Here is a 21,973-nt window from a genome sequence, read left to right on the forward strand (position 1 = left end):
TCGCGAAATATATAAAAAATAAAAAAAATAAAAAAAATGATCAGCCAATTGCCTTTCTTGAACTGTGGCGCTTTTGTGAGGGTTGTTCTTAGCATGCTCTTCTCCTCTGTTTGCCTGCCGATCCACGCTGATCCGAGCATTGCATTTTTTTATGGCCGCCCTGCCCCGGTGGATCTACTTTCTCATTTCACGCAAGTCGTGGTAGAGCCTGAGAATATGGATAATCTCGATTATCTGCGGGAAAAGGGAACCAAGGTATTTGCCTACGTAAGTATCGGGGAGGTCAATGCAACAAGACGCTGGTATCCGGAAATCCCCAAAAGCTGGTTTGTCGGCAGCAATAAAGAATGGGAAAGCAACGTTGTTGATCTAACCCAGCAAGGCTGGCACGACTATCTGATTGATAAATATCTTTCGGGGTTATGGGAAGAAGGCTATCGCGGATTTTTTCTCGACGGGCTCGAGAGTTATCAGAGGTTTGCGGTTGAACCCGAGCGTCGATTGGCTCAGGAAAAAGCTTTGTCGCTTCTGATTAAACGTATCCATCAACATTTTCCAGGGGTCGAACTCATATTTAACCGCGGGTTTGACGTTCTGCCGGAAGTTGGCCAGTATGCCGTTGCGTTGGCTGCCGAGTCACTCTTCCAAAGCTGGGATCCGTACACCCGGAAATATGAAAGCGTTATCGAGCCCGACCGTGTCTGGTTGATGAATAAATTAAGACAGGTGCGAAACCAGTACGGTTTACAAATAATCGTCATAGATTACGTTGACCCAAAGCAGAAGGAACTGATGCGCGTTACTGCCCGACGAATATCTGACCTTGGATACACACCGTGGGTGGCGAATCCCGGGCTGGATATTATTGGCGTCGGCAAGCTGGAAATTTTCCCCAGACGGGTTTTGGCGCTCTATGATGGACAGGAACACCCCGAAGGGTTGCACCAGGCGGAGGTGCATAAGTTAATGGCAATGCCCCTGGAATATCTGGGGTATGCGGTCGATTATCTGGATGTGAACGCCGGATTGCCGGGTAATGTATTGACGGGTCAATATGCCGGAATCGTTACCTGGTTCAACCGGGACGCATTACCCAGGCCGACGCTTTACAGGGACTGGCTGTTGCGGCAGATCGAGTCCGGAGTAAAAGTTGCCGTTCTGGGAAACTTAGGTTTCAAGGCCGACGACAATTTTTTGCGCCATCTGGGGGTCAAGGCAAGCGAGCCGGAATCGATGGAGGGCCAGCCCAAAATCGAGCCAGTGAATAAAATTATCGGCTATGAGGCGCAGCCTGGTTCCGGTATGCCAGGATCAATCGCGTGGCAAGCATTCGATAAACGTATCGCGGCCCATCTAGGCTTCGGCGAGCAATCGGAAGGACCTGTGGTTGCCGTGTTTTCTGGAGATTGGGGTGGTGTCGCGTTACATCCCTATGTAGTAGAGCCGGGTTACAAAGGACGTCAACGATGGATAATCAATCCGTTTGAGTTTTTATCGACAGCTCTTGATTTGCCTGAAATACCTGTGCCTGATGTCACAACCGAGAATGGCCGGCGGTTGCTGCTGGTACAAGTCGATGGGGACGGCGCGGGGATCAAGGCGGAAATACCAGGGACGCCGCTGGCAATAAAAGTCGTTAAGGATAACTTCCTGCAAAGATATAACCTTCCTGCAACGGTTTCGGTCATTGAAGGGGAAACAGCGACAAACGGATCGCCTGACGGGTCCGACGGGTTATCCGAGGTCGAGAAAGTAGCGCGCGACATTTTCCAACTGAACAATGTTGAGGTAGCAAGTCATTCCTATAGTCATCCAAGAGCGTGGTTCCAAAAAAACAATATTGACGATGCGGGTGATGGCTATCACCGTTCTGTCGACAACGACCAACTCGACATCCACCGGGAAATCGCCGGATCAGTTGAATACATCAATAACACCTTGGCGCCCGCGAATAAGCCTTCCCGTGTTTTCCTCTGGACGGGCGACGGACTGGCGGACAACGAAGCCTTGGCGCTGACGCGCCGGCTCGGGCTGGAGAATATGAACGGTGGTGGCGCGACCATATCTGATGATGAACGGACGATGACCCGTGTGCCTCCGCTTGGTTATAAGATTAATGATCAGCTCCAGGTGTATGCCCCTATTGCCAGCGAGCATATCTATACAAATAGCTGGCAAGGCCCTTATTACGGATTCAATCGCGTGATTGAAACGATGCGGCTCACGGATAGTCCGCGCCGCCTGAAGCCGATGCATATTCATTATCACTTTTACTCAGGCAGTAAGATGTCATCCGTCAATGCGCTGAAAGCCGTGTATGACTGGAGCCTTCAACAGGAACATCGGGCTGTCTGGGTTAGCGAGTACGGGCAGAAGGTAAATGAATTCCACAGCATTACCCTCTCACGGCGCATGGATGGGGCTTGGGATATCAGGGGACTGAATGCGCTGCGCACATTGCGTTTGCCAACGTCCTCAAAATGGCCTGATATGGAGAGATCCGAGGGAGTAGCGGGATTTCGGGATGTGCATCAGGGTCGCTATCTGCATCTCTTGCCTAATCAGGGGCAAGTGCTGTTGCATACGACGCCTCAACCCCCCTCATCGCCTTATCTGTTACACAGCAACGGCAAGATCGAGGAATGGCAGAAATCGGCCGACGGTATTCATTTGCGGATGCATGCCCATACACCATTGGAAATGGTTATCGCATCCCCGGAACAGACATGCGTTATAAATTGGGCTGGCCGCACATTGGAAGGGCAACGACAAGGCCAGGGCTGGAAATTTGTTTTCCCACGCGCCGAGCCCGGGAATGTAACTCTCGTCTGTTACTGATCAACAAAAGTCCGATTATTCAGGACCAAAATAAAAAACGAGGAAGAGATCCGGGTCCTCGTTTTTTTTGATCGTAACCATATTGACATTGGGATTCCTCCCGACTGCCGCGGATGCCCTTTACCTGTCCTTCAACTTGGCGAACGCCGCGGCCATTGCGGTATCGGGTTTAGCCTCGACTGTTTGTTTCTGTTTTTTCTGCTGGGGCTGATGCTGAGGCTGATGCTGGAGCCGCGATGATTGCTCTTTCCTGCCACTGGATTGTTCCGGGCTCCTGTTTTGTTCAGGCTTCCTGTTTTGCTGCCCGCCCTGTGTACCTTTGCCCGCGGCCTCCGCCAGTCGCATGGTGAGCGCGATGCGCTTGCGCTTTTCGTCTATCTCCACCACCTTGACTTTCACCACTTGCCCCACCTTTACGACGGCATGCGGGTCTTTCACGAACGTGTCGGCCAGCGCGGAGATGTGGACCAGCCCGTCCTGATGCACGCCGATATCGACAAATGCGCCGAACGCTGCGACATTGGTCACGACACCTTCCAGGATCATATCCGGAAGCAAATCCTTGAGTTCATTTATCCCCTCTTTGAATGTCGCAGTCGTGAATTCGGGACGCGGGTCGCGGCCAGGTTTTTCCAGTTCCCCAAGGATGTCGCTGATGGTGGGAACGCCGAATTTTTCATCCGCGTACTTTGCCGGGTTCACCGATTTCAGCAATTTCCCGTTGCCGATGACCTGTTTGATATCCTGCTTGAGGTCGGCAAGGATTTTTTCCACCGCCGGATATGATTCAGGGTGCACCGCGGAGGCATCCAGGGGATTATCGCCGTTCATGATGCGCAGGAACCCTGCCGCCTGCTCGAAGGCTTTTTCGCCCAGGCGCGGCACTTCGCGCAAGGCGCCACGTGAAGTAAACATGCCTTTGTCGTCTCGATGGGCGACGATGCTTTGCGCCACCGCGTGGTTGAGTCCGGAAACGCGCTCAAGCAAGGGCGGCGAAGCCGTGTTCACATCCACGCCCACGGCATTCACGCAGTCTTCGACCACGGCATCGAGCGAACGCGCCAGTTGAGACTGCCCCACGTCGTGCTGGTATTGGCCGACGCCGATGGATTTGGGATCGACCTTTACCAGTTCCGCCAGCGGGTCCTGCAACCGGCGGGCAATGGACACCGCGCCGCGCAGCGAGACATCCATGGCGGGCAGTTCACGCGAAGCGAATTCGGAAGCGGAATAGACCGAAGCCCCCGCTTCCGACACCACGATCGCGGTCAGCTTGAGGTCCGACCGCCGTTTGATCAGGTCGCGTGCCAGCTTGTCGGTATCGCGCGACGCGGTGCCGTTGCCGATTGCTATCAGCGATACTCCATATTTTTCCGCCAATTTTTCCAGCGCATGCAGCGACCCATCCCAGTCGTTCCTTGGCTGGTGCGGATAGATGGTCGCGGTTTCCATCACCTTGCCGGTCGCATCCACCACCGCGACCTTCACCCCGGTGCGCAGGCCGGGGTCGAGCCCCATTGTGACGCGCGGCCCCGCGGGCGCGGCCAGCAGCAGCGCCTTCAGGTTGCGGGCGAAGACATTGATTGCCTCCGTTTCGGCCCGCTTGCGCAGCCCCGTCATCAGTTCGGTTTCCAGGTGGACGAAACTTTTCACCCGCCAGGTCCAGCGCACCGTATCGCTCAGCCAGCTATCAGCGGGACGGTTACGGTCCCGGATGCTGAAATGCGCGGCGATGTGCGCTTCGCATGGATTCTGCGGCGCATCCCATTTGGGTCGTTCGGCCTCGGAATCCAGTCGCAGGGAAACATTCAGCATCCCCTCGCGGCGACCCCGCAGCATCGCCAGGGCGCGATGGGAGGGAATCGTATTGATCGGCTCGGCATAATCGAAATAATCGGCATACTTCGCGCCCGTTTCTTCCTTGCCTTCCATGATCCGGGATTCCACCACGGCGTGCGTGAGCAGATATTCTCGCAGCCACTGAAGCAATGTTGCGTCTTCCGCGAAGCGCTCCATCAGTATTTGACGGGCGCCCTCAAGCGCGGCCTTGGCATCTTCCACACCAGGATTGTCGCCCTGATCGGTCTTGAACGCGGGTTTCAGGTACTTGAGCGCTTCTTCTTCCGGCTGCAACATCGGGTTTGCGAGCAGCGCCTCGGCCAGAGGCTGTAATCCGGCCTCCCGCGCAATCTGCGCTTTGGTGCGGCGTTTTTTCTTGAACGGCAGATAAAGGTCTTCCAGCCGCGTCTTGTCTTCCGCCTGCATAACCGAGGCCAGCAACATCGGCGTCATCTTGCCCTGCTCTTCGATGGCGGCAACGATCGCAGCTCGCCGGTCCTCCAGTTCGCGCAGATAGTACAAACGCTCTTCCAGCAAGCGCAGTTGAACGTCGTCGAGCCCGCCGGTCGCTTCCTTGCGATAACGCGAGATGAATGGCACCGTGGCGCCCTCGTCCAGAAGGGCGATGGCAGCCGCGACCTGCTCGGGCCTGGCGGCGAGTTCGAGGGAAAGGCGTTGTTCGATTGATGGCAGCATGATGAGAGTATGAAAAAATGGGCCGAGCCGGGCCGACTTTGCCGTTATGGGCAGTAAAATGGGCAGTAGAGTCCGGCGGGCGGGTTATACGGATACCTGACGTTTGACGTTTTTACGCAGGATGGTCGAGCGGTTAAGTCTACTCAGTTTTTAGAGGATGCATCGGGAAGGTTTTATCAGCCTTGACGCTTTTTTGCTCGACATAAACCAGCTTATCGGTCGCGAAGCCCAGTTCACGGGCCTTTTGAATAAACCTGCCCATCACCTTATCGGGCACGTGTGGCGTCCTGGAGAGAAGCCACAACGAATTCCTGTCCGAGCCGGTTACGTATGAATACTGATAGTCAGCGCCATCCAGGCCAAACACCACGTACGAACCATAAAAAGGGCCAAAAAACGATACCTTCAGATAGCCGACATCCGGCCCTTTCACAAAGTAGGCTTTACCCTCAGCCGTTCGCCACTCGCCCTTTTGGGCGTCATAGCCGCGGTTCAGGACGTCGATGCCGCCATCATCACGTAAACGGTAATGGGCCGTAATGTTGCGCAAACCTTTTTCATAAGGGTGCTCGAGGCGGGCAATCTCGTACCAGGCACCAAGATAGCGCTGGGCGTTAAAGTTCTCGACCGGCGTAATTCCCTTGGGAACGCCTGCGCAACCCGCCAGCAGGCCGAATGCCGCTATGATAATTGCCAGGAAGAATTTTCGCATTCGCTCGCCATGAAAAGCCCGCTCGAAAAGCCATCTTCAAAAGGCTCTCGTCAGTGGGAGTTCCTCCACCGCTCCTCGAGGGGAAACAGAAGGTGGAGGCAAACCAGTCTTTACATCCTAAACCTGCATGATTATAGCCTAACCGACTGGCAGCCTGTCCCTGCTTTTCCCTACACCTTGTCTTAACCCCTGTCGGCACGACCCGGAAGCCCGATCAATAACCCAGCCGGGGTCCAGTCCATTGACGTTACCCCCAGGCCCGTTTGGCATTTGACGTGAATGAAATCCTGGCCCATCGCATGCAGCGGGCCGCGGCATGGAAACGCGCCGACGCACCGGGCCCCGTCTGCTGTTCAGGTAGCCCGATGTTCTGCCGTTTTTTTGCTCGTATCCGTGCGTCTGCGGTACATCCCAGCGCGCATGAGTAGGGTGGTCGTCACAGGAGACGTCGCTACCACGAACAGCGTGATTAGCACCTCCTGGAATACAAGTCGCTCAGCCTGTATTGAGGCGACCAGTATGGACGCCAGCAGCACGCATCCCAGGCCGAGCGTATTTCCCAGGGTAGGCGCGTGTATCCGCGCAAACAGGTTAGGCAGTCTTAACAGGCCGATTGATCCGATCAGGGTCAGCAGGGCGCCCGTTACCAATAGGAATGAAGCAAGCAGATCCGCCCATGCGGGAAGATTCTCGGCTGTCATGGCTCGATCACCTCTCCGCGCAGCAGGAATTTCGCCATTGCGGCTGAGCCGACGAAACCGAACAGCGCAATCAGCAGGGCGATATCGAAGAAAAACCTGGACCCAAGCTGAATGCCGAGCGTCAGCACCATTATCATGCTGTTAATATACAAGGTATCGAGGGCCAGCACCCGGTCTTCCGCAGCAGGACCGCGCAGAAGGCGGATTGCCGCAAAAACCATGGCGAGTGCGATAGCGATCAGGGCAAAAGAGATCGCCGAGGGCAGCATTGCGCTCATTCAAAAATCTCCATCAGTCGTCGTTCATAACGCTGCTTGATGAATAGAATCCAGCTCTCTTCATCTTGCAGACCCAGCACATGGATCGTCAGGCTGCGTCCGTCGGGCGAGAGACAAACCCGGTCAACCGCTTTCACCTCCCTACCCTTTCAGCGTTACCCGCCGGAAAGATAGAAATGTATCTCAAAACTGAAATTTTTACTGCTGCCCGATCCATTTTTCAATTTCTGATAGCCAACGAGCAGATAACTTATCCTGCTTCGGACAGCTTCCCGCACATTCATGTTCGGCATACAGAAGTACGGGCGCAGGGCGACGCTTTCAAAAGAGAAGCACGCTCGGCAACGAATAATAATATGGCCGAGTAAAGGTATTCTGATCATTACTTGCATTCGCAAAATAGTGGAATAAGCTTCGTTGCTTGCGAATTGAAACTATCTAGCTTCCAGCCTCGGCGATCCGCCCTGCCGTGGCCATAAGGTGCACGCGCCGAGATTCCGTGGTGGGGTCGCGGCCTCAGGGTTCGACCGCAAGTTGTCGGAGCTGGATTTAGGCGAATTCGTCCAGGAAAGTGAGTCGGGGGTGTGCGGACTTCCTACAGCGTATAATTGCCTTGCTCTTTAATTTCAGACGGGCTTATGCTTTGCGCTGTGGCATTTCCATGATCCCAAAAATTTTTATGAGGCGGCCGTGAATCTCTCAACGTTTATTTCCGAAAACATGGAAGCCATCCTCCAGGAATGGGAAGATTTTGCAAAGAAAATCACCATCCACTCCACCCACGTCATGGGCACGACAGAACTGCGCGACCATGCGAAACAAATGCTTCAGGTTATCGCAGCCGATCTGCGCACTCCACAAGATACACAGCAGGGCATCGATAAATCGCAAGGCCTTGCGCCAGAATCCAGAGACTCCACCGCTGCCGAGATACATGCCGTTGCTCGTCTGACATCGGGGTTTACTATAGAACAGTTGATGGCAGAATACCGGGCGCTGCGTGCCAGCGTGCTGCGTCTCTGGCAGGACCGTGTCAACGTTTCTGATCCGGCCGAAATCCAGGAGATGGTCAGGTTCAATGAAGCGATCGATCAAGCCTTGACAGAGTCATTAGCACGTTACTCAGCAATTCTGCGCGAATCACAGAATCTTTTCTTGGCCATCCTGGGGCATGACGTACGTACTCCGCTTGGCGCCATCAGCATGGGAGCCCAGTTTCTGCTGCTCGATGAGAAACTACCGGGCAAATCTCTGAAAATGGCCTCGCGCATCCTGAGCAGTACCAAACGCATTGATGAGATTGTCAGCGACCTGCTTGATTTTGCGACCAGTCATCTGGGTGATGGCATTCCCGTTTCACCCTCGCCAATGGATCTGGCGGAGGTGTGCAACAATATAGTAGAGGAGGCCCGGACCTTTCACCCGGAGCGTGTCATCGGGTTGGAGATGGCTGGCGACGTGTGCGTTGTCTGGGACAGGGCACGCATCAGCCAGGCTTTATCCAACCTGATAGCCAACGCCATCCAGTACGGCCCCGAAACTGATCCGGTGAGCATCACGGTTACCGGAGAGGAGAAAGAGATTGTATGGACCATCCACAACAAAGGCGAAGTAATCCCGCCGGAAAAACTGAAAACAATTTTCGATCCCGCTAAACGCTTCGCGCTGCGGCCAGCCCAGGAGCGCGCGCTTGCTCAAACACAAAATCTGGGGCTCGGTCTATACATCACTCGCGAAATTATCAGCGCCCATGGTGGCCGTATCAGCATTACATCGAACATGGCCAAGGGGACCAGCTTCACGATACGGATGCCGCGGCAGGTACCGGCTGCGCCAAGTGGCATTTCTCCCGAATATTAGAATATTGTCATGTGAGAAACGTCCTGCCCATTTTATAGCTTCGCATTCGGTGGGCAGATTTGAGACGGCATTAAAACCGTGACGTCTCACAAAGGCGCGAAGTCAGCTCATGGCATTTCACTAATTGTCCAGTAAGCGTCGATAGAGCGTATTACGTCCACGAATTGCCGATAATCAACGGGCTTGGACATATACCCGGCAATTCCCAGCTCGAAACTGTTCAGCTTGTCCTGTTGTTCCTCGGATGTAGTTAACACAACCACCGGTATGCGCTTTAGCTGCTTATCATTTTTTACTGCCTGCAGGAATTCGATGCCGTTCATGATGGGCATGTTCAGGTCAAGCAGAATAATGCATGGCTTCTCAGTCTTCGAATCTTGAAGATAAGCAAGGGCCTCCTCGCCATTTTCTACATGTACAAGCGGATTCGTTACCTGAATCTCATTAAGGGCGCGAATCACTGTCATTGTATCCACTTGATCATCCTCGACTACGAGAATCGGCTTGTTGTGAACTCTCACGTCACTTTTCCTTTTTGAGCTAAAAATTGGTTTCGAAGCGAAGGACTAGAATGAACTCAGTCATCGTGCGCTTACGACCATGTTTGGATCTCCCGTGCGAAGAAACCTGCACGGCACATAAGTTGCATAAGCGGGAAAAAACCGTTATCTTTGCATGGTTAAGAGTAGCTTATCCTCATCTGTCACACCTGCACAAACCGTTTTGACGTTATGTTCGAGAATAGCGCCGCTTTCGACTCCAATCGTCCACCGGATCATATTATTGACGCTTGGATTTCCTCGCACTTCAGGGAATGAGCCGCTACATTAATCTCGACGCATTCGGTTCTGCTCCCCCCGCTTCCCGTCATTCAGCAAGCAGTCCGGCTCCCTCTCCTGCTCGTTCAGTTGATCTGATAGCCAGGAATCGCCCGCAGTTGTGTAATAACTAAATCACGTTGGCCCCTCAAGGAATTTAGACGCCTATGAATAATACCATCACTCCAAATCACGGTTCATTGCTGACACCCGCAGATACGCCCGCTTCACTGGAAAAGGCCCTGGAGAAAAGCGAGGATGTAAAGGAAAAGATGGTCGATTGTGTGACCGAGCTTGCTACCGTCAACGAAGCGGTAAAGCAGGAGATGGCTACTGGGATAACATTCCGCCAGGCAAAAAAAGCCTTGGCACAAAGCGAAAGCGTGGAAGAGAAGGTGCAGGAGTGCGCTGACGAGCTCCATGAAGTTAATCAGGTTTTGGCAGAGGGAATCGGAGACCGGAATGAGATTAATCGGGAATTAAAAAAAATGGGGCGGAAGCTGGCCGCTACCCAGCATATGCTATCCCATGCCCAGGACGTATTGGCAGTTGCGGAGGAGGCAGCGGAGCAGGCAGTCCAACGAACGCTGCGCGATTTTGTTACAGGCATTCCCAATCGGGAGCTGTTCAACGACCGCCTTGAACAGGCGATTGCGCTCGCTGAGCGGGGCGGCTGGCTACTGGGGGTGATGTTTATCGATCTGGACCGTTTCAAGGCGATCAACGATACGCACGGGCATGCCGTAGGTGACCGGGTATTGCAGGCCGTGGCGCAACGATTGGACGAACAGGTTCGCAGTGGAGACACCATCTGCCGGTGGGGTGGCGACGAGTTTCTTTATTTGTTGGTGAACCCCCAGAGCGCGGGCAATATCGAGGGGGTAGCGCGCAAGGTGTTGGATCGCATTTCCGAAATCCTGGTCATCGATGACTTGACGCTTTCCATAGAGCCCAGCATCGGAATTGCTGTTTACCCCAGTAATGGAACGACCGCGGAGGAACTGCTGGTGAATGCCGATGCAGCCATGTACCGCGCGAAGAAAATGAAAACGGGGTTCAACTTCTTTGATGACGTTCAGCAAGATGGTGGCTAAGCAGTGCCCTGGTTCGCTGCCCTTCTCGTAGAAATCTCACTGGGGTGCAAACGGGGAGAACCTGAGGGTCAAGCCTGGTGCCGCAAAGGCACGGAAGTTACAGGACGGGAAATAGCCCGGCATTGGCATCCCCATCATGGATCAGCTGGCGTTTTGTTACGATGCTCCTGATGACGATGCTCCGGAATTGGGCGAGCAGGTTGCGCTTTTTCTGACTTTGAGCCGAGCATCGCATGGGCGGCAAGGAAACAGCCGCGACCCGCGTTGCATACAGGTCAGTATTCCGCTCATTCGAAAATCTCCATCAGTCGTCGTTCATAACGCTGCTTGATGATCCGGATCCAGCTCTCTTCATCTTGCAGATCCAGCACATGGATGGTCAGGCTGCGCCCATCGAGCGAGAGCCCGGCCCAAATGGTGCCCGGCGTTGCCGTGATTATACAAGCCAGCATCGCAAGCCCATATGGATCCCGCATGTCGATCGGCACATGCATGAAACCCGAATTGAAATGCCTTTTTCTCGATCCGAGAATAATCCGCGCCACCGCGATGTTGGAACGGATGATATCGACCAGTACGACGAAAAATAGCCCGACCGCCGTCAGCAGATGATGAGGGCGGGCGCTCAGCGGACGAATCGCAGCGGTCGAGGCAGCGCTTGCGATGGTCGCGATCAGGGCCAGCGCAATCTGCCCGGGAGTCACGGAATCGTTGAGCAGAAGCCATATGACGAACAGGATAGCCGTAAATAATGTCAGTGATGGCCAACGTTTCATTCCCCGGCCCTCTCAAGGCCGCTTGAAGCAGCGGACGGCGCATTATTGATCAGCACGGCGTCGATATAAGTCTGAGGCGAGGACAGGGATTCACCCGCAAGGCTCAGATAATCCATAACAGGGCCGGTCCCTGCCGCCAGCGCTACGCTCAGCGCCAGCAACGCGGCGACAGGCGCCGCTTCGGTCAGGTGCAGCCGCGGGGTGACTATCTCCTCCGAACTCCAGAAGAGCCGCAGGCCCATTCTGGACAATGCAACGATGCCGACCAGGCTCGACCCCAGTACCGCTGCCCATAGCATCCACACCGAGACCGGCACGCTCCCCGGGGAAGCGCCGTCCAGCGTGGCGGAAAGAATCAGTAATTTGCCGATGAAGCCAGACAGAGGCGGCAAGCCTGCCACCAGCAGCGCGCACCCCAGGAAACTCATGCCCAGGAACGCCATTGCCGCGGGTATGACGATTCCGACCACTTCATCAGAGAAATCGGGGTGAGGCGAGTCTTCGAGGCCCGTCAGCTCAGCTCTACCGGGAACGTTATCACCGAATTGCTGGGTACGCACAATCATCTCGCTCAGCATGAAAAAAGCACCGGTGGCCAGAACCGAACTGGCAAGATAGAACAAGGCGGCGCCTTTCACCGCCGCTCCTCCCAGCCCGAGCGCCGCGAGGAGCGTGCCTGCCGAAGCGATAACAGAATACGCTACCAGCCTTTGCAGCTGAATGGCGGTGAGCATCCCTGCCGTGCCAAGGATAAGGGTTATCAGGCCGATGCCAAACAGCCAGCCATCATTGAATGGGGCCGGGGCCCCTGACTCCGATGAGGCAGACAGTAGTGATCCCAGCCGCAGCAGCGCATAGATTCCCACCTTGGTCAGGATCGAGAATACGGCTGCTACCGGTGGCGCCACGGCGCTGTACGCGCCCGGCAGCCAGAAATTCAGAGGCCATGCCCCGGCCTTGAGCAGAAACGCGACGCCGAGTATCGCCGCGCCAGTCTCGAACAGCACATGATCGCCGTGCGCGAGTTGGGGTGCACGCGCTGCGAGGTCCGCCATGTTCAGCGTTCCAGTGACGCCATAGATCAATGAAACGCCGATGAGAAATACAAAAGAGCCCGCGAGATTGATGGCGATATAGTGCAGGCCGGCCTTGACGCGAGGCTGGCCGAGCCCGTGCAGTAAAAGACCATAGGACGCGGCCAGCAGCACTTCTACAAATACGAACAGATTGAACAGATCGCCCGTCAGGCACGCGCCGTTCACCCCCATGATCAGGAACTGAAACAGCGATTGAAAATGGGGTCCCATCTTCTTCCAACGAGCCTGTGCATATATCAGCGACGTCAATGCCAGCACTGAAGTCAGCATCAGCATCACGGCCGAGAGGCGGTCCACCACCAGCACGATCCCGAATGGAGCCTGCCACCCGCCCAGCAGGTACACCGCGATTCCTTCAGGCCAGATGTCAGGTATCGACCCGCCCGCCGCATAGGCCAGCATGCCTGCAACCACCAGGTTCGCAAGCGTGGCTACGAAGGCAATGATCGTTCGCTCCCTGCGCTGGGCCTCGACGAACAGCAGCATTGCCGCGCCCGCAATCAGCGGGATGACCACGGGCAATACCGGAAGATGCTGTATCCAGCTATTCACGCTTCCGGCCCGTTGCCGTCGACATGATCGTTGCCGGTCAAGCCGCGGGAAGCCAGCAGCACGACCAGGAATAGCGCGGTGGTAGCGAAGCCGATGACGATCGCTGTCAGTACCAGCGCCTGCGGAACGGGATCGTCGTACAGCGCCGGATCGGCTTTGCTCAACGTCTCGATAATCGGCGCACCGCCTATCAGTAACCGTCCCATCCCGAAAATGAACAGGTTCACCGCGTACGAAAGCAGGGAGAGCCCCACGATCACCTGAAACGTGCGCGGGCGCAGCAACAGCCATACCCCCGAGCCGGTCAGGACCCCAATCGCCAGAGCGTAGATCGCTTCCATCAATGTTCCTTGCCTGGCGGTGCCATTGCCGCGACACCGGGCTCGAGGACAATGGAATCCCGGACGATGGGGTCCGGGATCTGCGCAGTCACAGTGGAGGGTGCGGCAGCCACGCCCGAGCCATGCGCGACTGTCGGCCCCGGCTGCAAGATTTTTCCATCCACTTCGATGTGCGCAGTGCCTGGCCGGCGATGTCCGCGCCGGGATTGATGGGCCAGCGCCACAAGAATCAGCACGGCGGCGCCGACCACCAGAAGAAAAACGCCGAGATCGAACAGCAGCACGGTGGAAAGATGCACCTCCCCGATTATTGGCAGATGGACGTCCCGCGCCAGAGCGGACAAAAATGGACGTCCCGCGAGCCAGGCAGACACGCCTGCCCCCGCGGCACACAACAGCCCCGCCGCGATCCAGTAGTGCGGAAATATACGGGTGCGCGATTCTGCCCAGGCAGTCCCGCCCACCAGGTACTGCAGGATGACTGCCGTCGAGACTACCAGGCCGGCGACGAAACCGCCTCCCGGCTCGTTATGGCCGCGCAGCAGAAAAAACAATGCCACCATGCCCGACACCGGCAGCAGCAACTGCACGATCACCGCCGGCAGCATCATCGGGCCCTCGGGCAGCAGTGCGTGCGGATCTGGTGGCGACGCGCCGGTCTCCAGGGCCTGCTCCTGCTGCTGAATGGGCAATCCCATGCTTTCGGTCGCCGGGCGAAACCGGCGCAGCAGCGCGAAAACGGTTAACGCCACGATACCCACCACCGTGATCTCGCCCATCGTATCGAAACCGCGAAAATCGACAAGGATCACGTTTATTACGTTTGAACCGCCCGCCAGCGCAAGCGAATTCTCGATGAAAAATGGCGAAATGCCTTCGCCCGCCTGCCGAGTCAGCACCGAATAGCTCAACACGGCTATCCCGGACCCGGCAATAATGGCCAGGCCCAGATCCCGCAGTCGGCGGGTTTGCGCGCGAACGCGCGCCTGGAGTGGAATAGTCTTATCGTCGACGGACTTATAACGCGGCGGCAGCCAGCGCAGGCCCAGAAGCAGCAGGACGAGGGTCACCACCTCCACGATGAGTTGCGTCAGCGCCAGATCGGGGGCGGAAAACCAGACAAAGGTCATACAGGTAGCAAGTCCGGCCGCGCCTGACAGGCTCAGCGCGGCGAGGCGATGATACTTAGCCTGGGTAGCGGCGCCAATCGCGCAGACAGCGCCGACCAGCCACAGCAGGGCAAAAGCGGGCTCGATTGGCGCCACCGGTTTATCGCCCTGCGGCAGCCCTCCGCTGGATAACGGGATCAACGCGAACGTGAAGACCGCAGTGATCAGAAGCAGCACCTGAACCTGCAGACGCTCCGTGGAAAACCATCGCATTAACCGCCTGGCGAACACATCCAACTTCAGGAGAAGGAATTCGAAGAGGCGCTTGCCATCAAAGCGATTGATTACTGGTACCACCGCCGCGCCCTGCTGGTATTTTCCAAGCGCCCGGTACACCACTATTCCTCCGACCATGGCTGCCAGGCTCATCACCAGAGGAAGATTCAGTCCGTGCCAAACTGCAAGGCTGTGGGAAGGCATGTTCTCACCCATCACTGATCGTGCCGCCATATCGAGGTAAGGCCCAACGGTTTCGGCGGGAAACACGCCGACCACCAGGCAGGCCGCCACCAGCAGCGCACTGGGGAGCAGCATCCAGCGCGGCGGCTCATGCGGCTGCCTTGGCAAGTCCCGGGCTGGCGGCCCGAAAAATACCTGAAGGATAAAACGCAGGGAATAGGCAACGCTCAGCGTTCCCCAGATTACAGCCATTACCGGCAAGCCGAGGCGCGTGACCAGGTTTCCGCTTACGAAGACAGTTTCCGTGAAAAACATTTCTTTCGAAAGAAAGCCGTTGAACAGCGGTACCCCCGCCATCGATGCGGCCCCAACCGCAGCAAGCGTCGCCGTAATGGGCATGGCGCGATACAAGCCGCTCAGCCGCGACAGATCGCGCGTGCCCGTCTCGTGATCGACCATACCGGCCGCCATGAACAGGGAAGCCTTGAAGGTGGCGTGGTTCATGATATGAAAGATCGCCGCTATCAGCGCAAGCGGACTGTTCAAGCCAAGCAGCAGCGTGATCAGCCCCAGATGGCTGATGGTCGAATAAGCCAGCACACCCTTCATGTCGCGTTGAAACACTGCCGCGTATGCGCCAAGCACCAGCGAGAAAAGACCCGCGCTGCCAATTATCCAGAACCACGCTTCGGTACCGCTGAGCACCGGCCATAACCGGACAAGCAGGAATACCCCGGCTTTGACCATGGTTGCCGAATGCAGGTAAACAGATACGGGCGTCGGCGCCGCCATCGCATGGGGGAGCCAGAAATGAAACGGAAATTGGGCGCTCTTGGTGAGCGCGCCCAGCGCGATGAGAACCAGCACCGCCAAATACCACGGATGTCCGCGAACCAACTCGCCGGAGCCCAGCACCACATCGAGATCGTAACTGCCTGCAATGTGCCCCAGTATCAGCACGCCCGCAAGCAGGCAAAGCCCGCCGGCCGCAGTGATTGTCAATGCCATGCGTGCGCCGCGGCGCGCGTCGTCACGGTGATACCAGTATGCTATCAACATGAAAGATGTCAGGCTGGTCAATTCCCAGAAGACTACCAGCTGGATCAGGTTGCCGGACAGCACGACCCCGAGCATCGCGCCCATGAAAGCCAGAAAGAAGGAGAAAAAACGGGGAACGGGATCCTGTGGCGCCATGTAATAGCGCGCATACAGCGCCACCAGCGCGCCCATCACGGTCACGAGCATCGCGAACAGCCAGGCAAAGCCGTCGAGTCGAAACGTAATCTCCAGGCCCAGCCCCGGCGCCCAATGCAATGACTGGCGCACGACCTCTCCCGCGGCTACTTGCGGATAATGGTGAAAGATCAGGGCAATGCAGATAACCGCGACCACGTCAGCCAGCCCCGCCGCCGCATTCCGGGCGTGGGACGGCAGAAACGCGGCACAGAGGCTGCCTGCAAATGGCAGGATAACAATCCAGACTAGCGACATGACTTATTGATTGGCTTTCCTCAGAGGCAAGCGGCGAGCCCGGCTGACCCCCCCGCGCCGTAACCACGCTACGGGACGGAATGCGGTCGGCCATGATGGATGCGGCCAGGTTGGGCACGAGCCGCACGCGACAGGGCTCCGCGAAGAAGCCATTACGGCGATCTCCAGGTCAGCCAGCGCTCAGGCGCGCAGTCACGCCGTCAGACTGGCTGCCTGAATAATATCATTTGATGATATTTTTTGACGACTTATCATGACGGGGGAGCGTTAATGCGCTCTGCCATGTTGTCGCCGATTTTATCGGAGCAGGGCTGACCTCATTCCTGCGACTTGTCATATCCTCGCCGACGCGCGCTTACGTTCCCACAAGTGGTTACGGCACACACTGCAGCGACATGAGGCATGGACTGGATAAGAGGTAGGGCTGTGCGTGGCGGGGCAACAGGACGGCCGGGCACCAGGCGCTGGGCCGGTCACATCTCCAGCCGCTTCGCCTTCCAGTACGCGGACCTCCAATAGCTTTCGTTGAGGTGGGAAATGGCCACGCCCAGCTTGGACGAGGCATGCAAAAACCTGCCGTCCTCCAGATAAACACCTACATGCCTGAGCGTTCTGCCGGTCTTGAAAAAGACCAGATCACCCGGACGTAATTCGTCCTTGTCGACGTGCTGTCCCAGTTCGACCTGCAGATCCGTGGACCTCGGAAGTACAATGCCCAGCCTGGACTTGAAGGTGATATGCACGAAACCGGAACAGTCCACGCTTTGCCTGCTCATGCCCCCGATCTGGTATCGCGTCCCCTTCCACTCCTCATACTGCGCGTAGAGCGTGTTTTTAACCGCTTCAACATTGCCCAGATCGATCTCCGCACCTGGAACTATACTCATCCGGGCACTGGAGCCGGTCGTATATCCCGCTCTCGCCTGCCCTCTTTCAGGCACGCTGCTACATCCCATGAGGGCCGTTGCTGTAATCAGAGCCGCGATCCAAAGTGTGTTTTTCATAAGCGGGCTCCTGTCATGATAAATGTTCGAAAGCGCGCGAAAGGGCTCGCGCCAGGTAACTTCACATCACGATGCTAGCGCCGACGCCACTAGACCTCATCCTTCGGTGCGCCGATCGGGTGCGAAATTATGTGCCCGTCAGTCCGTTTTTTCAAAGGAACAGGCGAATTTTAATCCATCAATCAGTAGCTCAGCAATAACTACGCTTTCACGGCGCTGTGGACCGCCGAACGGGTGGCAGGCCCCTGAAGCCTTCAAGCCAACTTTCAAGGTGCGGCCGTCAATGTCGCCATTAACGCCACTCCTTCTGAAAATCGTAGATGGGCCCCAACGACAGTATGCTGGTGAGTTCATCCAGCGCAGTGCGGCTTTCACTCAACAGGGACGGATCGGCCACGTCCGCCGGCAGGATGCGGTCGCGATAGTGGCGTTCTATCCAGGCTTTGAGCAGATCGTAGAGCGGCTGTTCGAGCATGACGCGGCTGGCCTGTTGCACCGACTCCAACTCCGCTTCTGCAAGCACCACGCGCAGCCGCAGGCAAGCGGGTCCGCCGCCGTTTCGCATGCTCTGGCGCAAATTCACGTACTCGATCCGGTCCACCGGATTGTCGGGGTTAGCTATGATGCCTTCCAGAAAAGCAGTTGCCGGCCCGGATTCGCGGCATTCCGCAGGGGCGAGGATCATCATCCCGCCATCGGGAACACTGATCAACTGGCTGTTGAACAGATAAGTACTGATCGCTTCGGAAAGCGAGAGGTCGGCTTCGCGGGCCCGGATGAAGTGGACGGGGCAACCGCATGCAGCCTTCGCGTTCTCTTCCATCTCCAGCCAGTCGCGGTAGGCCGCCTCGTGATAGAGCAGGACATTGCAATTCGATACGGCAAGCACATCATTGTGGAATGCGCCTGCGTCGATCGCGTCCGGGTTTTGCTGAACGAAGAGCTTTTTTCCGGGCGCCAACCTGTGCAGCCTGCAAACCGCCTCGCTCGCTTCCCACGACTGGCGGGCAGGGAACTTCATCGGTTTCGGCAGATCAGGATCGGCCGAGCGGCCGAATACGAAAATCTCCAGACCGCGGTCCCCATGATCCACGCACAGGCGCATGTGATTTGCGGCACCCTCGTCCGCGCAATAAAGATTCGGCGGAAGCGGATCGTGGTGCATGAAATAACGTTCGTCGCTGAAAACCCGCTTCAGCACTGCCGCAGTAGTGGGGGGCTCGATACTGCGATGGAATTGTGAAGGCAGGTTGGCGGGGGTGATGTGCACCTTGCCATCCTCCGTATCCGGGCCAGGGGAAATCGTTGCAGCGTTTGCCACCCACATGCTGGATGCGGAACAGCAGGCACGCAGCAACCCGGGCGCCAATGCGGCCGCCTGGCGAATAATGGCAGGTTCATCGCCGTCGAACCCCATCTTCTTCAGGATGCCGATTGCCGGGCGGTCGTGTGGCGGCAGCACCGCTTGCATGATACCCATATCCGCCAGCCGCTTCATTTTTGCCAGCCCCTGCAAGGCGGCTTCGCGGGGATTGGATTCGGTCAAAGCATTCTCCGCTGCCGCCAGGTTCCCGACCGCCAACCCCCCGTAGTTATGCGTTGGGCCGACCAGAGCGTCAAAATTGACCTCCCACGCCCTCATGAAGAGCCCCATGCGCGACCCCAGGCGCTGACGTCATGCCGGCTTCGGGACGCCTCAGCCTTGGGGGACGGGATCGCCATGACCGGAAGTTTTCCTCGTCGGCGGAATCGCACTGGCGGCCGCATATTCCAGCCGCCGCGCTCTTTTCTCCAATCCGCCAACGACCAGTTTCTGAATGCGCTTGTGGGGAAGCGCTTCCCCCGCCGCCCAGCGCGAGACCGTTGAGGGCGCAAATTCGAATTCATCAGCAATGGCGCGTTGCGACGCACCCGCGATGTCGCCATGCTCGACCAGCCAGGAAAACTCCGCGGGATCTCCAGCCCACTCCGTGCACATCCGGCGATATTGCTCTATCGTAACCACGACTGACGTATCCTCACTTTTTGTTCATAGAATAATTGCAACCCGCAATTATTTATATTCCAGAAGCTTTGCCCTGTCAAACACTTGCTCTGCTGTAAGCAAGAAATCCGATGCAAAAAAGCGATAAAGTCCGTACGAGAACAAAAATTGCTGCCCATTGATTTTGACCCTGATGCCCTTATATAGCGCTATCCGTCGGGAAGCAAAGCTGGGGAAGCAGAAAACGGGTGCGAGAGCGTTCGTTATGCCCAAAAAACCGGCCTACCCAACGCAGATGGAGGCTGTAGCGCCTTGGCATACCGCGCTTATGTAGCACCTGCGCGGACGCAACGGACGGCGGCAATATTAATCGCGGTAGGAACAACGAACAACGCGTGAGGAACTGAGCAATGAGAGTCACCCGGGCAAGAGTCAGGGCGGCGGGCCTCGCCGATGTGGCCCATATTTTGGCCGAATACCGCGACGCGATCAGCACCCTGCCGCCAGAAGAGTCGGCGAATCTGCTGTGGCGCCCTTACGGGGAGTTCAAGGCAGCAGTTGAAAATGGTCTTTTTTTCATCGTCGAGAACGCCACCGGGAACTTCATGGCAGGCGCAGGTGTGTTCGATCTCGACGATGCGGGGGAGAAAGAACTGGGGATGTGCTACGTCAAGCAGGAGTGGCGCGGCTTCGGGTTGCAAACGCTCCTTTTGCACGTGAGGGTATGCGCTGCGACCCTTGGCCAGGTACCGCATAAGGGTGCAGGAATTGGCACAGGCACCGGCGCGGCAGGAAACTACGCTGCGCTGATCACGGGCGTCAAGCCGGCCAACGCGCGCTCGGCATCAAATACGGCGGAATTAGGGTTTGAGCCGCTCGCCGCGCCCTCGCCTGCACTTTTCAACGCCTGCGCATCCTGCCGGACGCCCCCGGCTGCCAATTGCGGAAGAAAGTGCTGTTGCGACTTCTTTTCTCTTGCCGACACCCGGCGCAGGCAGGTCATCGAAAAAAGTCTCCAGATGGAGAACTGGAGCAAGACAAGAAACGATCAGCAGCTCATCGTGGGGTTGAAGATCCGCCATTTGCTGGATCCCGATTTTCGCAAAGCGCTGCAAGACATTGTGGATGAACTACGCAGCGATGAGCTGCCCAGCGAAAAGCTACGCCATGATGAACCGCGACTTGAGGCAGAACCCGTAGCGGTAGAATCCGTGGGCAGGATTAACGACGTGTAATCCGACAATGAGGCGCTCGGCAGAATCGCATGGGGACTCGTTACGCTTCGCTGACCCAACCTGCCTCAAATTTTGATATGCGATGATGGGTCGTCTTTACGAGGAGCCCTTTGTCGCTGAAGACCTTCCATTCGCCAGCTTTTTTACCGTTCTCGTAGAAGCCTTCGTCATAGACGGATCCGTTCGGGTGAAAACGCTTTCAAAGCCCGATCTGAGTGCCCGCTTCAAATGATCCGATTTGCATCAGATTGCCATTTTCGCGGTACCACTTCCATTCACCCGAAAGCTGCCCCGCCTCATACTTCCCAACAGCTTTTAACTTGCCGTTCTTTAGATAGTATTTCCACTCACCCTGCTTTTCACCGTCGAGAAAGTCTCCCGCCGATTCAAGAGTCCCATCCTTGAAGAAAAACGTCGCAGCGCCATTCCGCAGCTTGCCCTGCTCATCGAGTTTGCTTGCGTTCCCCCTCATTGCTCATCTCCATTGCGTCTTATCCAGCCGATCAAACGCACCTCACTGCGTCGGGTTAATGAAGTGCAATCCGACAGCAATATACGCGATAGACTCGGATGGGGTACGTGACGAGACGTACCGTCGGGTTATGCTTCACTAACCCAACGATCGAACCACCCCAGCGGCCGCCGCGACCCCCAGCTACTTCCCGGGTATTTCGTAATCGGTGGTCAGCATTTCCAGGAGGTGTCCGCCGGGATCGCGGAAGTAAACGCCCCGTCCGCCATAATGGTGGTTGATGTTCATGTCTTCCGGATTGAAAGGCCCGCTGCCGTATTTGAGGTTTTCCCCCTGCAGGCGCTTGAATATCTCGTCGAATTCCTGCTCCGTCACCTTGAACGCATAGTGATGAGACTCGTACTTGTCTTTGCTGTCGAAATCCAGGCTCAAGGTGTCGTTCACCTTCACCACGATGAAGTGGGAAAACTCGCCGATATATTCGAACCCGAATATTCTCGAATAAAACCGGGCGGACTCAACTTTGTCGTGCGCAGGCACGATGGTGTGATTCAATGTGATGGTCATCGCGTCCCTCATCATCCGTGACAGGAAGGCTAACCTTACCCCCCTTTAAT

General features: G+C 56.5%; 19 protein-coding genes. 4 read left to right on the top strand and 15 right to left on the bottom strand.

Annotated features, from left to right (window positions below):
- The first annotated feature begins 93 nt into the window (after positions 1-93).
- The gene (locus tag R5L00_RS00500; protein ID WP_317652814.1) at positions 94-2,838 is read left to right on the top strand and encodes a bifunctional glycoside hydrolase 114/ polysaccharide deacetylase family protein; all 2,745 of its coding nucleotides are present in this window, start codon (positions 94-96) and stop codon (positions 2,836-2,838) included.
- A 120-nt stretch (positions 2,839-2,958) separates the two neighbouring features.
- Here R5L00_RS00500 and R5L00_RS00505 read toward each other — a convergent pair whose 3' ends face one another.
- The 5 genes from R5L00_RS00505 to R5L00_RS00525 all read right to left on the bottom strand — a co-directional run bounded on the left by R5L00_RS00505 (position 2,959) and on the right by R5L00_RS00525 (position 7,201).
- Entirely contained in the window at positions 2,959-5,373 is a 2,415-nt protein-coding gene (locus tag R5L00_RS00505) for a Tex family protein (RefSeq protein WP_317652815.1), read from the bottom strand.
- A gap of 139 nt (positions 5,374-5,512) precedes the next feature.
- Entirely contained in the window at positions 5,513-6,085 is a 573-nt protein-coding gene (locus tag R5L00_RS00510; protein WP_107692752.1) for a lipocalin family protein, read from the bottom strand.
- A gap of 353 nt (positions 6,086-6,438) precedes the next feature.
- The gene (gene mnhG / locus R5L00_RS00515; protein ID WP_317652817.1) at positions 6,439-6,786 is read right to left on the bottom strand and encodes a monovalent cation/H(+) antiporter subunit G; all 348 of its coding nucleotides are present in this window, start codon (positions 6,784-6,786) and stop codon (positions 6,439-6,441) included.
- A complete protein-coding gene (locus R5L00_RS00520) occupies positions 6,783-7,064 on the bottom strand; it encodes a K+/H+ antiporter subunit F (protein ID WP_317652818.1) in 282 nt (93 codons plus the stop codon). Before R5L00_RS00520 ends, mnhG begins: the two co-directional genes overlap by 4 nt.
- Positions 7,061-7,201, bottom strand: coding sequence for a Na+/H+ antiporter subunit E (locus R5L00_RS00525; protein WP_317652819.1), 141 nt, complete (start codon positions 7,199-7,201; stop codon positions 7,061-7,063). The genes R5L00_RS00520 and R5L00_RS00525 overlap by 4 nt, the downstream gene beginning before the upstream one ends.
- A gap of 553 nt (positions 7,202-7,754) precedes the next feature.
- On the opposite strand from R5L00_RS00525, the gene R5L00_RS00530 reads away from it, so the two are divergent.
- On the top strand, positions 7,755-8,924 hold the full coding sequence (locus tag R5L00_RS00530) for a sensor histidine kinase (protein ID WP_317652820.1): 1,170 nt from the start codon (positions 7,755-7,757) through the stop codon (positions 8,922-8,924).
- Positions 8,925-9,031: 107 nt separating this feature from the next.
- On the opposite strand, the gene R5L00_RS00535 is transcribed toward R5L00_RS00530, so the two are convergent.
- On the bottom strand, positions 9,032-9,445 hold the full coding sequence (locus R5L00_RS00535) for a response regulator (RefSeq protein ID WP_317652821.1): 414 nt from the start codon (positions 9,443-9,445) through the stop codon (positions 9,032-9,034).
- Between the two features lie 464 nt (positions 9,446-9,909).
- Between R5L00_RS00535 and R5L00_RS00540 the strand changes: the two genes are divergently transcribed.
- On the top strand, positions 9,910-10,836 hold the full coding sequence (locus R5L00_RS00540) for a GGDEF domain-containing protein (RefSeq protein WP_317652822.1): 927 nt from the start codon (positions 9,910-9,912) through the stop codon (positions 10,834-10,836).
- Positions 10,837-11,123: 287 nt separating this feature from the next.
- Here the strand turns inward: R5L00_RS00540 and R5L00_RS00545 are convergent, their stop codons facing one another.
- From R5L00_RS00545 to R5L00_RS00575, 7 genes are all read right to left on the bottom strand, one after another.
- The gene (locus R5L00_RS00545; RefSeq protein WP_317652823.1) at positions 11,124-11,612 is read right to left on the bottom strand and encodes a Na+/H+ antiporter subunit E; all 489 of its coding nucleotides are present in this window, start codon (positions 11,610-11,612) and stop codon (positions 11,124-11,126) included.
- Positions 11,609-13,261: a monovalent cation/H+ antiporter subunit D gene (locus R5L00_RS00550; RefSeq protein WP_317652825.1), complete on the bottom strand. Its 1,653-nt coding sequence runs from the start codon at positions 13,259-13,261 to the stop codon at positions 11,609-11,611. Before R5L00_RS00550 ends, R5L00_RS00545 begins: the two co-directional genes overlap by 4 nt.
- Positions 13,258-13,602 carry a Na+/H+ antiporter subunit C gene (locus tag R5L00_RS00555; protein WP_107692740.1) on the bottom strand — a complete coding sequence of 115 codons (345 nt, stop codon included), beginning with the start codon at positions 13,600-13,602 and terminating at the stop codon, positions 13,258-13,260. Before R5L00_RS00555 ends, R5L00_RS00550 begins: the two co-directional genes overlap by 4 nt.
- The gene (locus R5L00_RS00560; RefSeq protein ID WP_317652826.1) at positions 13,602-16,661 is read right to left on the bottom strand and encodes a monovalent cation/H+ antiporter subunit A; all 3,060 of its coding nucleotides are present in this window, start codon (positions 16,659-16,661) and stop codon (positions 13,602-13,604) included. Before R5L00_RS00560 ends, R5L00_RS00555 begins: the two co-directional genes overlap by 1 nt.
- A 473-nt stretch (positions 16,662-17,134) precedes the next feature.
- Complete coding sequence (locus tag R5L00_RS00565; RefSeq protein WP_107692738.1) at positions 17,135-17,665, bottom strand: NlpC/P60 family protein; 531 nt, start codon at positions 17,663-17,665, stop codon at positions 17,135-17,137.
- 292 nt (positions 17,666-17,957) lie between these two features.
- Positions 17,958-19,307: an N-succinylarginine dihydrolase gene (gene astB, locus R5L00_RS00570; protein ID WP_107692840.1), complete on the bottom strand. Its 1,350-nt coding sequence runs from the start codon at positions 19,305-19,307 to the stop codon at positions 17,958-17,960.
- A 54-nt stretch (positions 19,308-19,361) separates the two neighbouring features.
- Positions 19,362-19,670: a hypothetical protein gene (locus R5L00_RS00575; protein WP_146164548.1), complete on the bottom strand. Its 309-nt coding sequence runs from the start codon at positions 19,668-19,670 to the stop codon at positions 19,362-19,364.
- A gap of 389 nt (positions 19,671-20,059) precedes the next feature.
- On the opposite strand from R5L00_RS00575, the gene R5L00_RS00580 reads away from it, so the two are divergent.
- Positions 20,060-20,884, top strand: coding sequence for a hypothetical protein (locus R5L00_RS00580; RefSeq protein ID WP_317652827.1), 825 nt, complete (start codon positions 20,060-20,062; stop codon positions 20,882-20,884).
- A 199-nt stretch (positions 20,885-21,083) separates the two neighbouring features.
- Here R5L00_RS00580 and R5L00_RS00585 read toward each other — a convergent pair whose 3' ends face one another.
- A complete protein-coding gene (locus tag R5L00_RS00585; protein WP_317652828.1) occupies positions 21,084-21,356 on the bottom strand; it encodes a hypothetical protein in 273 nt (90 codons plus the stop codon).
- Positions 21,357-21,539: 183 nt separating this feature from the next.
- A complete protein-coding gene (locus R5L00_RS00590) occupies positions 21,540-21,923 on the bottom strand; it encodes a VOC family protein (protein ID WP_317652829.1) in 384 nt (127 codons plus the stop codon).
- Positions 21,924-21,973 lie beyond the last annotated feature (50 nt).

Origin of the sequence: Nitrosospira sp. Is2 (genome assembly GCF_033095785.1) — a bacterium.
Taxonomy (GTDB): domain Bacteria; phylum Pseudomonadota; class Gammaproteobacteria; order Burkholderiales; family Nitrosomonadaceae; genus Nitrosospira.